14 protein-coding genes and 2 tRNA genes are annotated in these 16,292 nt (G+C 51.1%); 15 read left to right on the top strand and 1 reads right to left on the bottom strand.

Annotated elements, in window-relative coordinates:
- Positions 1–5: 5 nt before the first annotated feature.
- From ACHZBS_RS01685 to ACHZBS_RS01675, 3 genes are all read left to right on the top strand, one after another.
- Positions 6–2,474: a zinc-ribbon domain-containing protein gene (locus ACHZBS_RS01685; protein ID WP_319404806.1), complete on the top strand. Its 2,469-nt coding sequence runs from the start codon at positions 6–8 to the stop codon at positions 2,472–2,474.
- Positions 2,475–2,555: 81 nt separating this feature from the next.
- Positions 2,556–2,632: transfer RNA gene (locus ACHZBS_RS01680), tRNA-Met, on the top strand.
- 221 nt (positions 2,633–2,853) lie between these two features.
- A complete protein-coding gene (locus ACHZBS_RS01675; protein WP_319404805.1) occupies positions 2,854–3,033 on the top strand; it encodes a hypothetical protein in 180 nt (59 codons plus the stop codon).
- Between the two features lie 251 nt (positions 3,034–3,284).
- On the opposite strand, the gene ACHZBS_RS01670 is transcribed toward ACHZBS_RS01675, so the two are convergent.
- Complete coding sequence (locus ACHZBS_RS01670; RefSeq protein ID WP_319404804.1) at positions 3,285–3,659, bottom strand: hypothetical protein; 375 nt, start codon at positions 3,657–3,659, stop codon at positions 3,285–3,287.
- A gap of 360 nt (positions 3,660–4,019) precedes the next feature.
- Between ACHZBS_RS01670 and ACHZBS_RS01665 the strand changes: the two genes are divergently transcribed.
- The 12 genes from ACHZBS_RS01665 to ACHZBS_RS01610 all read left to right on the top strand — a co-directional run bounded on the left by ACHZBS_RS01665 (position 4,020) and on the right by ACHZBS_RS01610 (position 16,244).
- Positions 4,020–5,408: an HDOD domain-containing protein gene (locus ACHZBS_RS01665; protein ID WP_319404803.1), complete on the top strand. Its 1,389-nt coding sequence runs from the start codon at positions 4,020–4,022 to the stop codon at positions 5,406–5,408.
- Positions 5,409–5,513: 105 nt separating this feature from the next.
- On the top strand, positions 5,514–5,933 hold the full coding sequence (locus tag ACHZBS_RS01660; RefSeq protein WP_319404802.1) for a DnaJ family domain-containing protein: 420 nt from the start codon (positions 5,514–5,516) through the stop codon (positions 5,931–5,933).
- A 12-nt stretch (positions 5,934–5,945) separates the two neighbouring features.
- Positions 5,946–6,437, top strand: a complete 492-nt coding sequence (locus ACHZBS_RS01655) for an SHOCT domain-containing protein (RefSeq protein ID WP_319404801.1) — start codon at positions 5,946–5,948, stop codon at positions 6,435–6,437.
- Between the two features lie 150 nt (positions 6,438–6,587).
- A complete protein-coding gene (locus ACHZBS_RS01650; RefSeq protein ID WP_319404800.1) occupies positions 6,588–7,541 on the top strand; it encodes a D-alanine--D-alanine ligase in 954 nt (317 codons plus the stop codon).
- A gap of 61 nt (positions 7,542–7,602) precedes the next feature.
- Positions 7,603–9,375 (top strand): phosphoribosylamine--glycine ligase, encoded by a 1,773-nt coding sequence (gene purD, locus ACHZBS_RS01645; protein ID WP_319404799.1) that lies wholly within the window; start codon positions 7,603–7,605, stop codon positions 9,373–9,375.
- The gene (locus tag ACHZBS_RS01640) at positions 9,338–10,003 is read left to right on the top strand and encodes an L-threonylcarbamoyladenylate synthase (protein ID WP_319404798.1); all 666 of its coding nucleotides are present in this window, start codon (positions 9,338–9,340) and stop codon (positions 10,001–10,003) included. The genes purD and ACHZBS_RS01640 overlap by 38 nt, the downstream gene beginning before the upstream one ends.
- Before the next feature lie 50 nt (positions 10,004–10,053).
- Positions 10,054–10,140 (top strand) — tRNA-Leu (locus ACHZBS_RS01635).
- 332 nt (positions 10,141–10,472) lie between these two features.
- Positions 10,473–10,691, top strand: coding sequence for a hypothetical protein (locus tag ACHZBS_RS01630; protein WP_319404797.1), 219 nt, complete (start codon positions 10,473–10,475; stop codon positions 10,689–10,691).
- Between the two features lie 214 nt (positions 10,692–10,905).
- Positions 10,906–13,257 carry a DUF5906 domain-containing protein gene (locus ACHZBS_RS01625; protein ID WP_319404796.1) on the top strand — a complete coding sequence of 784 codons (2,352 nt, stop codon included), beginning with the start codon at positions 10,906–10,908 and terminating at the stop codon, positions 13,255–13,257.
- A gap of 797 nt (positions 13,258–14,054) precedes the next feature.
- On the top strand, positions 14,055–14,270 hold the full coding sequence (locus ACHZBS_RS01620; protein WP_319404795.1) for a helix-turn-helix domain-containing protein: 216 nt from the start codon (positions 14,055–14,057) through the stop codon (positions 14,268–14,270).
- A 180-nt stretch (positions 14,271–14,450) separates the two neighbouring features.
- Entirely contained in the window at positions 14,451–15,503 is a 1,053-nt protein-coding gene (locus ACHZBS_RS01615; RefSeq protein ID WP_319404794.1) for a S49 family peptidase, read from the top strand.
- A gap of 357 nt (positions 15,504–15,860) precedes the next feature.
- Entirely contained in the window at positions 15,861–16,244 is a 384-nt protein-coding gene (locus ACHZBS_RS01610) for a hypothetical protein (RefSeq protein WP_319404793.1), read from the top strand.
- Positions 16,245–16,292: the final 48 nt, after the last annotated feature.

Below are 16,292 nucleotides of genomic sequence, written 5' to 3'. Positions count from 1 at the left end.
GTGCTATGATTATCACCTGTGAAGCGTGCAACACCAGTTTCAATCTTGATGGCAAGATGCTCAAAGCCACTGGTTCAAAGGTCAGGTGTTCGGTCTGCTCCAAAGTGTTCACCGCCTTTCCGCAGCAGGCACCAACCCCCGAACCGCCAGCCGAATACGTTGAACCCGATGCTTCACCGGAAACCCAAGCAGGCCTCGAACCCGGTCTGGGGGCAGCTTCCGCCATGGCATCGGCCGGAATCGACACCCCGGCTGCCGCGGATACCGTCGATTCGCATACGCCCGAGACGGATGTTCTTGACGAGGAAACCGGTGCGCTCTTTGCCGAAGGCGCCGACCTTGATTTCGCCCTGGATGACGAAACGGAAGACGGAGAGTCGGTCACCGAAATTGAAGATGCGGTAAGTGGTGCCCTGGATGATGACCTGGCGGATATTTCCTTTGAATCTGACTCTGAGCCGGATCTGGCACTTGAATCCGATATTGCCGATGAGAGTGGCGCAACCATCATCGCCAGTCTGGACGATGACGATTTGGATATGGACTTTTCTCCTGATCATACCGATGAAGACGGTGCGGCCACCGTTATTGCCGACCTGGATGATGATTTGAACCTATCCCTTGACGGACTGCCTGAGGTGGAGGAGACGGTCATCGCCGATCTGGACAAGGATGATTTGGATCTGGACCTTTTGACCGAGACCGACGGTGATTCGGAAGGTACCGCCACCGTGATCGCCAACCTGGATGACGACTCGCTGGATCTGGATAGCGATTTTTCTTTGGAACTGGATGAGGCCGCAAAATCGGCAGCTTCAGCAGACGATGGGATGCCAGAAACGTTGGACGATCTTGATGACCTGAATCTTACCCTGGATATGGAACCGGATGTCCATGCGCCTCAGGCTGATGCAGTCGCTCCGAAATCGGGCGAACCGCCGCTGGATGAGCTCTCCCTGGATTTTGATCTGGAAACAGATGCCGACATGGCCAAAGCTTCGTCAGCGGCGCAGACAGACATTGCTGATGTGGATGACGATCTTGATCTGACTTTGGATCTGGACGACGTGGGCACCGGGGAAATGGAGCCGGCTGAAGAATCGCCAGCGCTTGAAGATGATTTGGACCTTTCCAGCCTCGAGGGCCTGCTTAAGGACGACGAGGCGAGCAAGGCCGATTCTGTCACCATGGTTGTCGATGAAGGTGAGGAACAAGAACTGGCCCTCGATATGGATGAGGACGCGCCCATGGGTGCGGCAGATGCCACCGATGCGCCGGGCGCCGAAACCCTGGAAGATTTGGAATTTAATCTGGATGGTGACGGCAAGGTTGAGACCCTTGACATCGATGATGGCGATCAGGAGATTGACCTGTCAGAAATCGAGAAGATGCTTGAAGAACCAGAACCAAAAGATGCCAAATTCAGCAGTATGCCGGAGCAGGATCTTGATCTGGACATCGAAGCGAGCCTCGAGACGGAAAAGTGGATGTCCGAATCCGGCGATGACGACCAGGTGGTGATGGATGACGACCTTGATCTGTCCGATCTCGAGCAGGTTATTGACGATGTCGACACCGATGCGGTCGATGACACGCTGGAAGATCAGGAACTGGACCTGGATTTAGGCGAAGGTGAGGCGCTGGGGAAACCGACCGAAACCGTGGCCATCGATAACGACCTGGATTTCGATCTGTCTGATTTTGAGGATAGTGGCCCGCCAGAATCTGCTGGTGATACGGCTCACCGACTCCGCGAATCTTTGGACATGGATCTGGAATTCGAAGTCGAAGAGGGCAGCAAGGCGGAACAGACCTTGGAAGATGAGGGCCTGGAAGAAACCGTCGCCCTCCCGGTGCCGCCATCGGCTGAAAAAGCCAGAGCGGTAAAACCCCAACCCGCTGAAACCGCAGCGCCGGCCAGCAGGCCCAAACCGGCAAAAAAGGGGATGAGCAAATCCCTGGTGTTCCTGCTGATTCTTGCGATTCTCGGCGGTGGCGGTTACGGAACCTATTATCTGCTGAACCAGAACGGGATCGATATTCCCTTCCTCAGCGACTATCTGAAACCGAAGGTTCAAGACCCGGGCAACCTGAAATTGACCACCTACGACATCAACAGCAAGTTTATCGACAATGCCAGTGTCGGAAAACTCTTTGTGGTTTCAGGTAAGGTGAAAAACGGCTATGCGGAAAACCGCGGCATGATCACCCTGGAGGGCAAGATCTTTTCTACCGGTAAAGTCCCGGTTAATACGGAGAAGGTCTACTGCGGCAATGTCATGTCCGACCTTGAACTGGCCAACCTGGAGTGGGATAAAATCAAGGAGAGACTCGTCAATCGATTAGGCGACAACCGTAGCAACGTGAAGATTGAACCGGGACAATCCATTCCCTTCATGGTCGTATTTTCAGGCCTTCCCGAAGATCTTGAGGAATTTACCATCGAGGTGACCGGATCGACTTCCCTCAAGTAACCCGTTCGGTTTTCGGCTTGACTAACCGTTTTTGAGCTGTTAATAGTCCGCTGTTCTTTTTTGGGTACGAAAAAGAATACTGGCGATGTAGCTCAGCTGGTTAGAGCATGCGGCTCATATCCGCAGAGTCCGGGGTTCAAGTCCCTGCATCGCCACCAACATGCACCTAACCCATTGATGTCACAATCAATGGGTTTTTTTATGGTGTTCCTGAAGGTGAATATCGCTTGTCTTGCACCCATTCCTTATACCAATTGAGGATGCCTTCGCTGTTTGCACAGGGAAGGGGTCTCTGATAGCCTGCTCTTATGGCGGGCTGTGATGCAACGTCGAGTCAGTATGGCTTTGAACAAACGGACCTTCCAAAAGGAGATACGATATGTGGAAAGCAATTGCGATCGGCTTGTATTTTTTTGGCTGGTATGCACTGTTTAGCTGGGGCCGAAAGAAAGGCAAGCCGGATATCGAAACGCTGGCATGGCTGATGGGAGGGCTCTCCTTTTTGATGCTGATTTTTGGGTTTCTGAACTGGGGGCTTGTAGCATTGGGGTACAAATAAGGGTTCCGGGCCTCTTTTGCGTTTGTGTCGGTAATCTTTTACCATCTGTTTGCGCTGCAAGGAAATAATGAGCAGGTCAGAGCCGGTGAAGTTGTCTGTCTCCCATCGTCGTCCTGAATCAGGCCCTTGGCTTCTGTTTTGGCGACCGACACTGAAAGGGGGTGGGGTTTTTTGGAAGAGACTGAGCGTAAACGGATCCGATCATGGATCACATCGCCGCTGCGGTTACTGCGACCCGGGCATGATTCGGATTATTTTTCCGTTTCATCGACTTCGTTGTCAATATTCTCAGCGATGAAATCCTGGAACAGTTTTGAACCGCCAAGATCATGCCGGGTGGTGAATTCCGTTCCGCAGACCCACCCTGATTTGAAGAAGAGACGCTTGCCGGGCGGGTTGAACTGGGAAATGTGCCGGGGGATACCGGCTACCTGCACAGGTATATTGCCATTTACGGTCATGGGTTTGATTTCGGTACCGATTTCAATCTCTTCCGGCGAGTCGATTAAAAAACCCACTCCGTATTCGTTGATATTGAATATGCGGTAGGTTTTTCCGTTAATGGATAGGGTCAGATTCTTGACGGCAAATCGGCGTTTCTTCCTGTTCCCCAAAACCTGATCCATACCTTCCTCCCGTTGTCCCTATTTTTAGTGGTCGATCCATAAGGATGATGTTCAATGACATATTCCTTGCATAGGATCAAGCGGCCTTTTCCTTTTGCTGAATATGGTGCATGGGCGGCAGGGAGGGCGGTTGGTAATTTATCCTGAATATTCGTATAAAAAGATGCTTCTATCGGTTGTCGCGAAGGCGGCAACCGGATGCTGGAACCGGATTTGCGAATGGGGCTTATGAAATCCAGTAACCGGCCGATAATACGGTAATACGGACGGCATTGAAAAAGTGTGTGTTGAAATGAAAAACGATGCGGTGAATCAATTGGAAAAAACCGCTGGTTGCTCTCCGGGGCAAAGGAACCTATTGTGGGCACGCCTGTAGAAATACTGCCGATAGTCAATCGGCTCGGATTTTTTAACTCGTTCACCGCTGAAGAGAAGCGGCAGATGGTGTCGGACGATGCCCATTTCAGGGTATACCATCCAGGAGAAATGCTCATCCGCCAAGGCCGCAGCGACCAGAGCCTGTTTATCATTCTGACCGGCACGGTCAACATCACGGAAGGTGCCGGCGGAACCATTTTAGCCGTTCTAAAGGCCGGGGATATCTTCGGGGAGATGGCCTTTTTAACCGACACCCGGCGCACTGCCAATGTTGTCGCCAGAGAATCAGTAATTGCTCTGAAGCTGGATCGGGTGCTGTTCGAACAGCTCTCTCCGGAGATCCGAGAGAAGTTCAAGGACAAAATCATCGAGAAGATGGTGGCCCGATTGGATGCGGCCAACAAAGAGATGGCCCGGCTCAATGCCGCGATGAACACAGGGTCCCCTGAACTATTCAAATCAATGGGAACGTCGGTTGGCCCGTCTGTTAATGATTCTCCTGCACCGGTGTTTATCTCCGGCCGGGAACTGATCCGCAAGATCATCTCCAATACCTCGTCCCTGCCGGCCATGCCGGAGGTGATGCTCAAAGTCCAGCAGATGATCAAACACCCGGGAACCAGTCCCGCCCAACTGTCAAAAATAATCGAAATCGATCCCGCCATGGTGACCGGCATTCTCAAGGTGGCCAATTCCGCTTACTACGGATTTCGAGGGAAAGTCGCCACCATCCAGCACGCCTCTGCCCTGTTCGGGACCAGGCGGTTGGCTGAATTGATTACAGCCATGAGCGCGGGTGGGGTGTTGGGAAAAGCCATGGATGGATATGGGCTCAATGCCGGCGACATGTGGCGCCATTCCATTGCGGTGGCCTGCACGGCCGGTGAAATTGCCGCCGCTATAGGGTCCGACGCTCCCGACAGCGCATATATGGCAGGGCTGCTTCACGATGTGGGGAAAATCATCCTTGACCCTTATGTCCGCGAGCGGAAAGTTTTGTTCGACCACTACTTCGCCACTCAACCGGAAAAGACCGTTCAGGATGCGGAACGCGATATCTTGGGGTTTGATCATGCCGTCATTGCGGCCATCCTTTGTGAGAACTGGAGTCTGCCGCGATCCATATCCTTTGGTATTCGACACCACCACCAGCCTTCGTCTGCAGGCGACCACCAGCTATCCCATATCGTGCATCTGGCGGACTATTTTACCATCCAGGCAGGGGTGGGGGGAGGCGGTATGGCTTCCTGCCAGGAACTGGATGAAAACAGCCGGTCCCTGGTGGCCCTGACCCCGGACACCTTGGACGCTGCGACCGCAAAGGCGCGCCAGTACGTCGAAAGCCTGACCGGCAGTCTGCTCAGTTCGTGATCCCCACCGCCAATTTAACGCAATAGTCCTGTCTCTGGGCAGATTAGTCCTTGAAATCGAACGGGGCGGTATAATATAGTCATTACTGCCCTGTCCCATGACGGGATGGTTAACCCGGCCACAGCGCCCTGTGAGATCGATCGGATGTTTCCCGGCTTCGAAAAACTGATTGAGTCCAGAATAAAAAAGGCCCAGCAAGAAGGTGCTTTCGAGAATCTTCCTGGTACCGGCCAACCCCTTCCCCTTGAGGATGACCGGCATATCCCCGAGGATCTGCGTATGGCCTACAAGGTTCTGAAAAATGCAGACTGTTTGCCACCGGAGGTGCAATTGCGCAAAGAAATCCGCACAACCGAAGATCTGCTGGCTGGCATGACCGACACGGTGCAAAAGTATCGAACCCTTAAAAAACTCAATTTCCTGATCCTGAAACTGAATGCCTTGAGAGACGGCAACGCGGCTTTCGACATCCCCCAGCGCTATTACGGCGAGGTGGTTGAACGCCTCGGCGCCGATAAAGTATGATCGGGTGCAATCATGTTCGGTAAAAAAAAAGAGGACGACGGCCTGGTCAGGAGTGTGCTGCTCGCCTACTTCATTCTGGCACTTCATGTGCTCCTTATCGCCGGCGTGGCGATCCTGGTTCTTTTTTTCCGGGGCGTGGTCAACTATATGCTCTGGATTTTTCTCGGTGGAATTGCACTGATCGGCTTTTCCGGATTTTATTTTATCAGGCGGATGCGGGCCGAAGGCAGATCCCTGGGTGAGATGTTAAGAAATCCCATGTTCAACGGGCGATCCGTGGAGGTGAGCCTTCTGGGCGGAATGGCCACCGTCAAACTGGGCCAGTCGTCACCATCGCCGGCTATAGGGCAGAATGCAGCCATCGACATTCCTCGCCTGGAAGACCCGGATGCCTCCCGCAGGCGGGGCGTAACGGAACTTTCGGAACTGGCACGTCTGCTTGAAAAAGATCTTATTACTGTCGACGAGTTCAACAAGGCCAAACGACAACTGTTGAACGGTTAACCATGCCTGCCGACCAACGCCGCATCTTAAACCGTTGAAGCCGCCGTTTTAAGGACCTGAAGGAGGTTGCAGGCAACTGGGCTTCCCGTCAGGGACGCATTGGCGGCATACCGGTTCTCAATCTTTAAATCGCAAAAGAGACGCGTTATTATGAAAAAGAAAACCATCGCCTTGATCTCCGGTGGCATCTCGTCGGAGAGAGAAGTATCCCTCAACAGCGGCAAACAGGTATATGATGCCCTGGACAAGACCAGGTACGACATTCTGACTTACGATCCCAAAACGGACATCCCTCGGCTGGTGTCTGATGCCGGAAGAATTGACTGCGCGCTGATCATCCTGCACGGGCCCTATGGCGAGGACGGGACGGTTCAGGGATTGCTGGATCTGTTGGATATTCCTTATCAGGGAGCCGGTGTACTGGGCAGCGCAGTCTCCATGAACAAGCTGCTGTCCAAGCATCTATACGAGAGAGCCGGTTTGGCCGTCCCGCCTTATGTAGTCGTGCGGCGAGGAGAATCAATTGACGGGAGCCGTATCGTTTCCCAACTGGGACTCCCGCTGGTGGTCAAGCCGGTGGAAACCGGATCCAGCGTGGGAATGTCCATCGTCCGTGCCGAAGCAACGCTGGCCGCTGCGGTGGAAAAAGCATTGGAATTTGGCACCACTGCCATGATCGAAGCCTATATCACCGGCACGGAGATCACTTGCGGGGTGTTGGGCAACCAGGATCTTGAAGCGCTGCCGCTCATCGAGATTATTCCGGGGAAAGACCACGAATTTTTTGATTACGAGGCCAAATATCAGCCCGGCGCCACCCAGGAGATTTGCCCGGCGCGCATTGACGCGCAACTGACCCAAAAGGCGCAGGCATGTGCCCTATCCGCCCACACGGCCCTATACTGCCAAGGCTACAGCCGAACCGATATGATTCTAAAAGACGGTACCTGCTTTGTTTTGGAAACAAACACCATCCCCGGAATGACCGCCACCAGCCTTTTCCCGCAGTCGGCGCAAGCCGCCGGTCTGTCTTTCGGTCAACTGCTTGACCGCCTCATCGAACTGGGAATCGAGGTCCGGCGTCGTCAGACGACACGGGGGTAGCCAAGCTTCATCACAAGCGTCCGCGGCATTTCCGCTGGCCCAGAAAAGAGGGAGGAATCTTATGAACGTGTTGGTTGTCGGCGGCGGCGGAAGAGAGCACGCCCTGGTTTGGAAAATTGCCCAGAGTCCACTTGTGAAAAAGATTTATTGTGCCCCCGGAAATGCAGGTATTGATAAACTGGCCAGTTGTGTCCCCATCGGTGCTGCCGAAATCGACAAACTGTTGGCGTTTGCCCGGGATGAGAAGATCGATCTCACCGTTGTCGGTCCGGAAGATCCCCTGTCCAAAGGCATCGTCGACCAGTTCGAAGAGGCGGGGATGCGAATTTTCGGAGCCAGCCAGAAAGCGGCCCGGATTGAATCCAGCAAGTCCTTTGCCAAGGCAATCATGGAAAAATACGGCATCCCGACAGCCAAAGGGCAGACCTTTTCCCGCTTCGCTCCGGCGCAGGCCTACGTGAAAAAGATGGGGGCGCCTCTGGTAGTCAAAGCGGACGGCCTGGCCGCCGGAAAAGGAGTTATTGTCTGCAACACCGAAAAAATGGCCATGGATGCCCTGAAACAGATTATGGTGGACCGTGAATTCGGCAAAGCCGGTGACCAAGTGGTGGTGGAAGAGTGCCTGGTTGGTGAAGAGGCCTCTTTCTTGGCATTCACCGACGGAAAAACCGTGTTGCCGCTGCCGTCTTCGCAGGATCACAAGCCTGTTTTCGATGATGATAAGGGGCTCAATACCGGCGGCATGGGGGCCTATTCGCCCGCACCGGTGGTGGATGGGTATCTTCACCGGCGAATCATGAACGAAGTGATGATCCCCATGGTCAAGGGCATGGCTGCCGAGGGCTGCCCTTACAAAGGCGTTTTGTATGCCGGCCTGATGATCGACCGGGACACGATCAAAGTGCTGGAATTCAATGGCCGGTTCGGCGATCCGGAGGCCCAGCCCCTGCTGGTCCGTTTGCAAAACGACATCATTCCGGTAATCGAGGCCATCATCGACGAGCGGCTGGATACCTGCCGCCTGGAGATCGACCCCCGGGCATCGGTCTGCGTGGTCATGGCTTCCGGGAATTATCCGGGAAAATACAAGAAGGGGCTAGAGATCACCGGCATCGACGCCGCCAATCGCATGCGGGACGTGGTGGTCTTTCATGCGGGGACCCGTTTGGACGGAAAGAAGATCCTCTCCGATGGTGGTCGTGTGCTGGGGGTTACGGCCCTGGGCGATACGGTGGAACTGGCCATTAAAAAAGCCTACCAGGCAGTAGCCAAGGTCAACTGGAAGGATGTCCACTACCGCTCTGACATTGGTAAAAAGGCGTTGGTGCGGATGCAGGCGGTACCCCGTGTGGGCATCGTCATGGGCAGTGATTCGGATCTTAAGGTGATGGAATCGGCCCTGGGGATATTCAAAAGATTCCAAATTCCCATCGAGATGACCGTGGCTTCGGCTCACCGCAGCCCACAGCGGGCTGCTGCCTATGCTGCTTCTGCCAGGCAGCGGGGGTTAAAAGCCATCATCGCAGGTGCCGGCCATGCCGCCCATCTGGCCGGTGTGCTGGCGGCTCACACCACCCTTCCGGTGATCGGTGTCCCCATCGACTCTTCCTGCCTCCAGGGGATTGACGCGTTGCTTTCCACGGTGCAGATGCCACCGGGAATCCCTGTGGCCACTGTGTCCATCGGAAAGCCGGGGGCGAAAAACGCGGCCATACTGGCTGTTCAGATTATGGCGGCATCCGATGATTTGCTGGCTGCCCAATTGGAGGAATTTAAAAAGGAAATGGCCGACCAGGTTGAAAAAAAGGCTGAGACACTTAGGGAATACCGCTAACGTCGTCCTCATCGATTCAGTCGATCCCGATCCGAATGATATCCGGACGGCGACGGACATTCTTGGACAAAAGGGGGTACTGGTATTTCCCACCTCCGGGCTTTACGGCCTCGGAGCCGACGCGTTCTGTTCCGAGGCCGTCCGCCGGGTGTTTGCCATCAAGCGCCGGCCGGCCCACAAACCGTTGCTGTTGCTGTTGTCCGGCATTCACGATATGGCTAAAGTGGTGGGAACGGTTCCCGATTATGCCGACCTTTTGTTGGGATTGTGGCCTGGCGGAATCACATTCATTTTTAAGGCCGGGGACCGGGTGCCGGGGCACCTTACCGGCGGAACGGGAAAAATAGGCGTACGCATGCCGGCCCATCCGGTGGCCAAGGCGCTTGTGGAGGGTTTCGGCGGTCCCATCACCGGGACCAGCGCCAACCTGTCTGGCTTGCCGGCTGTGGCTAGTGTGACGGACCTTGACCCTGAAATCCGTCGTCAGGTGGACATGGTTTTGGATGCCGGCCCTCTTGCCGGCGGTTCCGGTTCTACCATTGTGGACGTGACCTGTTGGCCTGTCGAGGTAGTCCGGGAAGGGGTGGTGCCCCGGCGGGCGATCGATGACGTTCTGAGAAAGGGATAGCGCAATTTGATTGACAATCTTCTGGGTTTTCCCTATATAACCGAACCCATGCCGGAGTGGTGAAATTGGTAGACGCAGTGGACTCAAAATCCACCGATCGCAAGGTCGTGACGGTTCGATTCCGTCCTCCGGCACCATAAAGAAATCAGGGACTTAGCTTAATCGGCGGGTCCCTTTTTTTTACCCTCATTTTGGCCGTTTTTGGCCATAATTTGCCGTTTTTTGCCACTCCAATGGCAGAAAAAAGGCAGAAATTTTCGGGCATATTTTCACACGATGGGGCGCTATAATCCTCGATTGTTAAAAAAAGCTGTCAAGCCCCTTTAATACCCCATTTCCCCCCTTGTTAATCCCTAATTTATACCCCGTTTAACCAAAATCTTCGGAAACCACACGTAATATACCTACAGAGTTTCGACCTAATTCTTTTTCAATAACCAAATCACAACATTTTCTAAGAGGTGTTTCTATGAACGAAAATCTTTACCAGGAGATCTTGGACACGTTAAAGGAAAAATTCCCCGATAAAATTTTGCTTTCTCCCGAGGATATCGGAACCGTTTACGATATCGCGACAACAAGTATCTACAACAAGTCCTCAAGCCGTTTTACCCTTCCGCCAATCGGAGGAGGTGGCAGACCTCGATGGCGGATTTACGACGTTGCTCGCGATCTGGCGACGAGATAGCTGTTTTGAGGTGCGAATAGATGGCAAGGCAGATCGTAGACATCCGAGGATTGGTTGAAAATCCGCATTTTCCTTTCAGTGAAAACCAAATTCGAAAACTGATTAGGAGGCGTGATTACCCGTTGCCATACAAGAAAGTAGGCAAGCGGCTTTTCTTCGATCTTGAAAGGGTTTACCGCTGGTTTGATTCTTTACCTGGGAAGGACTCTACTGTTTGAAAACACCCAATTTTCTTCAGGTTATTCCGGAAAATATTCCTGGCGATTTGAAGAGCTATATTCAATTGGTTGCCTGGAAAGCAGTATTAAGGGAAGAGAAATGGACCAAGGTCCCATATGTCGCCAGTTCAGGCCGAAAAGCCCGTGTGAACAATCCTCATGACTGGACTGATTTTGAAACGGCTTTCCGAGCTTATCAAGAATCGAAGGGCAACTTTGACGGGATTGGATTTGTCTTAACTGAAAAAGATCCAATTGCCGGAATTGATATTGATGAAGTAATAAAGCCGGGTGAGAAGTTAGAGCTTGAGAAGTTACCTAAAAAAGTCAAAGATATTGTTTGTTCGCTAAATACCTACACCGAAATAAGTCCCAGCGGCACAGGTCTAAGGTTGTTCGTTTTAGGCAGCCTTCCTAAATCTGGCCGCAAAAAGGGACCGTTTGAATTTTATGAATCCGGGCGGTTTCTGACGATAACTGGGCACCACCTCGAAGGCACTCCAAAAAACATTCAATCCAGACAGCAGCAGCTCACCGAAGCGCATGCAAGCGTATTTGGCAAAGCGACTGTTCAGCCTAAACCCACCAAAGCCCGGAGCCTATCCTTTTCCGATGATAGCCAAATCATGCAACACATGCTGCAATCGGCCAGTGGTGGCAAGATTCAAAGACTCCTCAGCGGTGACTATTCCGGTTATCCTTCACAATCCGAAGCCGATCAGGCCTTATGCGGATATTTGGCTTTTTGGTACGGCAGGAATGCCGGTCTCATGGACGCCGTTTTCAAATCATCCGGCTTGTATCGGGAGAAATGGGACCGAAAACACCACAGCGATGGTCGCACCTATGGCCAGGCCACCATTGAACGCGCCATTTCCCAATGCAATGAAGTTTACACGCCTGCTATGACGAATCGTCCCAATGAACTGGAAACCGAAAAGCCTATCTCTGATGAACAACTGCTCAAGGATTACCGTAAGATCGATGAACCGGATCAAGAACAGATCCGCGCGGCACGGGCGGCGGTCGTTCGCACGCTGAATAGGGACCACGGGACATGTATGGTGGGGGGCAAGTTTCAAGTAATATTCGAACATAAAAACCCTATTACGGAGAGGCCGGACTTCTCACTCCTGAATAGACAAGACTTCCGTTTTCGTTATGAGAATAAGAGTATCATTGTTGGTTATACGAAAGGAAAGCCTACATTCGCCACCTTGGCGGATATATGGTTAAAATCTCCCTGGCGTCGCGAATACGATGGGATCACATTCGATCCTGCAAATAAGACAAGCAGGCTCTTCAACATGTACAAGCCAGCCACATTAACTTTCGGCCCTGGAACCTGCGAGCTTTTTCTTGAATTTATAAAGGACGTTATTTGCAGCGGAAATGAGGAGATTTACGAATGGCTTATCGATTGGGTGGCCTGGCTCTATCAGCACAAGGGGAGAAGACGCCCAGGGACAGCTTTTGTAATGCGCGGGGTTCAAGGTTGCGGGAAAGGCACGCTTGTTAAATTTTTAGGAGAATTATTTGGAATTCATTTTATCCACATTGTTCATCAAAATCAGATTACCGGTCGATTTAACGGCCACTTAAAATATGGCATTTTGGTTTTTATTGATGAAGCTGTCTACGGCGGCGATAAAAAAGCTGAGGGTATATTAAAAGGGTTTGTAACCGAAGATACAATTTTAGTTGAAAACAAGTTCGTTGATCCTTTCGAGATCCGAAACCACTGCAATTTTATATTTGCCAGTAACAATATTTGGATAATTCCTGCCGGATTTGAAGAGCGCCGATTCACGGTCTCCTTGGTATCCGATAAACGTGTTGGCGACACCAAGTATTGGAAAAAGCTTTACCACGAGATGGAAAACGGTGGCGTGGCAGATTTGGCCAAATTTCTTCTGGCTCGCAAGGTTACAAGCAATTTGCGATTTGCCCCTAGAACTTTAGAATATTTAAATCAAGTCCTCGAAACTATGCAGCCGGAACAACAGTTCTGGTTTCATTGTTTACAGGAGGGAGATTTACCGGACCCTTCGGAAGAAAGGCCTTCCGAGGGCTGGCCAAATTTAATATCCCGTGATGGGCTCTATCTTCTTTATGAAAGATTTTGCGATAAAATCAACGTGCGCAATCGCAGACTCTCACACGCGCAGTTACAGCGGCGCTTGCAGGAAATGGTTGATGTCTATGGAGGGCCAAGGAAAGCCTTTGCCTTTGGAGGAAAGCGGTTTCGAACCTGGCGGCTGCCACCGCTGACGACCTGCCGTGAGCAATTCGAAGCAAAACTGAAATACAAAATTAATTGGGACGATGATGATCAGGTGCCTTTTTAAGCTGGGATTTGCGTCCACTTTGCGTCCAGCTTGGGTCCACTTTTGACACAACATAAGATGTTGATTTTACGTTATATGTCCACAAGTCCACATGTCCACTAGAAATATTCATATATTATAATAACACACGGGGAGAGATCAAAAAATGGATTACAAGCTTTATAAAGAATTTTCAAAAAACCTCTGGACATCTGGACGTGCTGGACATCTGTAATAAATACGGATGGTTACAGCTGACAGACTGCAAACTCAAAGTGGACGTGCTGGACATCTATAATAATTACAAACAGATAGGTGCAAAATGAAAGCGGAAACAGAACGGAATGTCAGGACTGCCTATTGCTACCTCAAGGAGTCCAGAACCATAAGGCAGTGGATCGTTCCACGCTGTCCTTGGTGTGGCAAGCGCCATATTCATGGAGCCGGTCGAATCGTGGATAACCCACTGGATTATTTAGGACATCGTGTTGCACATTGTCCGCATGGATTGGGCCGCGACTATGAGCTGGTTGAGATGGATTGAGGTTTTTCAGGCGTCGCGGGTCCTTCCTGGGCCTTTTCCTAATACGGTGCAAAAAGGCTCAGTCGGCCCGTCCACTTAAAATTTTCATTTGGAAGGAAAAACGGAATTTTCATTCCGTTCAGAGATTTTTGCTAAATAATTTGAGACATTTGGCCGGAATTCTCAAATTATTTTTAGAAAAATGGAAAAACAGTTGTAAGGCCCACTTCCTGGCCGGAAATGCCGCGCCCCACGTGTGTATGCGAGTGAAACCGTGATTCCTTTGGAATTCTAAATGAAGAAATTACTCACCATCGGAGAAACCGCCGAGGCCCTGAACTGCTCTGTCCGGACAGTTCATCGTTTAATCGAGAATCGGGAACTTGAGGCGGTCAAGATCCGGGGGTGCAAGCGAGTTACCGTAACAAGCGTTGATTTGCTGATCCGGCTGGAAATCGAGAAATACGACCTGTCCCACGGAACATATAATTATAATTCAGATCATGCCTAAAAACTGCGTCAGGTTGTGCCAGGTGATGTCAGGTTTACTTTTCATGTTGCCGTCATTCTCGTATTTTGGATGTGCAAGACGTGTTCGATCCGTTTTTGGGCGGACGGATCGGGAAAAGCCCGGCCAGGGTCTTTACTCCTTTCACTCTGGCCGGGCACACCTTAAACGGAGAATGTTGACATGGATTATTCCGATTTCACCACCGGCGCCATGTGGGGAGTTTCTCAAACCTACCTGGAGTCGCTATTTTCTTACCTTCCCGATTTAAAAACTGCAAAAGCGCTGGCCTCCTCTGAAATTTCAACCAAGAACAACCCGCCTCAAATCAAAAATAAGATCGCCATTATTCCGGTTTACGGGCCGTTGTCAAAGCAGACCAGCTTTCTTTCCATCCTGTTTGGTGGAGCGTCCATCATCGATCTGGAAAAAAACTTTTCAGAGGCCATCAATTCATCCGAGGTCAAGGCCATCGTATTGGACATCGACTCTCCAGGGGGAACGGTTTCAGGGATTGACTCGCTTTCCAAAAGAATTTTCCAGGCACGGCAAAAAAAACCGGTAATCGCCTTCGGGAACGGATCGATGGCATCGGCGGCGTACTGGATCGGCAGCGCGGCAGACAAGATTGTTGTAGAGAGAACGGCACAGGTGGGGGGAATCGGTGTTTTGATGGTCCACCATGATTGGTCAAAAGCTGACGAAAAGGCTGGCCTTAAAAGGACCTTTATTGCAGCCGGGAAATACAAAACGGTCGGAAACAGCGCAGAGCCGCTTTCACGAGAGGCCAGAAATATAATCAAGTCCCAATTGGCGTACATTCACGATGTGATGCTGACGGACATTTCCAGAAACCGGGGGGTGATAAAACAGACAGTCGAAAGCAAAATGGGGGACGCTCAAATTTTCATCGGCAAACAGGCTGTTGACGCTGGCCTTGCAGATTATGTCGGTGACCTTGGTGCTGCCGTAGAATTGGCGAGCACAGGCAAAATCAGTGAACAAGAAACCATCAGAACCGAAAGCAGCGTCAACCAGTTAAAACCGGTCTTTTTGGCCATAAAAAAAACAGGAGAAACTCAAATGGAAAACAACCAGAATGATTTTTTGGCCCTGGTGGATGATTATCAACACCATTTCAAATGCACGAAAACCGAGGCAATACAACAGATCATGAAAAAATATCCGGAGGCCCATCGCAAGTACATCGAAGAGGCGAACAGCGGCAGGAGATAGTTTTTCATAAATATTATTTTCTTTCAAACGGATAGGTTTTTAAAAATGAAATCAAGTCATTATCAAATGGACCCGTTTTCGAAGCAAATGATTCCCTTTTATAGTGAGTTGAAAGATTATAAATGGGTCGATGATTTTCTCAAGTGTCAAAGCCTTCACAAACAATTCAAGCAGCTGGGAGAGGCCCAAAAACAGCTGAGGCAGACCCATTCAAACAAAGAAGCTTTCAGGGCTCGCCTGAAAAAAAGCTTCGACGATTACCGGGCCAGGCGTAAAAACCATTTACAACGTTTTCTTCGCGCTACTGAACGGAGCAAAAATCCTTTTGCCAGGCTGGAAACCGGTTCAAATCCAATTATGCAAAGGGTCCTGGCCCCGGTTACCTGGGATGATATCGAGGATGCTTTAAACGACCTCGAAGGCCTTGAAGACGGTATTTCCGACGAAGAACGCGAAAAACAGCTTTCTGCCATCACAACCGAGGTTGAAAATATCAAGTCAAAGCTGGCCAAGCTGAACAAGCCTGAATTCTTTCAGATGCATAATGGCCAGATTGATTGCGATATCCGGGAAATTTTTTTCAAGTGGTGGCTGTACGTTCAAAATCTCTGCAACCAGCCATGCAATCCCCGAGGATTTAACCTTGATTCTTCTTTGCCACTTGAAATTGAGGCCTATCACAAGCTTGGTATCGGCAGAGCGGTCAACAAAAAAAGACCGGAAGGCCCGGCTGAAGGTTAAACCGGTAAGCCAAATATGACATTTAATACGCTCCAGAGGCGTTCAGAC

The organism is uncultured Desulfosarcina sp. (genome assembly GCF_963664155.2).
Taxonomy (GTDB): Bacteria; Desulfobacterota; Desulfobacteria; order Desulfobacterales; family Desulfosarcinaceae; genus Desulfosarcina.
The sequence above is the reverse complement of the archived record's forward strand: the minus strand, read 5'-3'. Positions and strand labels throughout refer to the sequence as shown.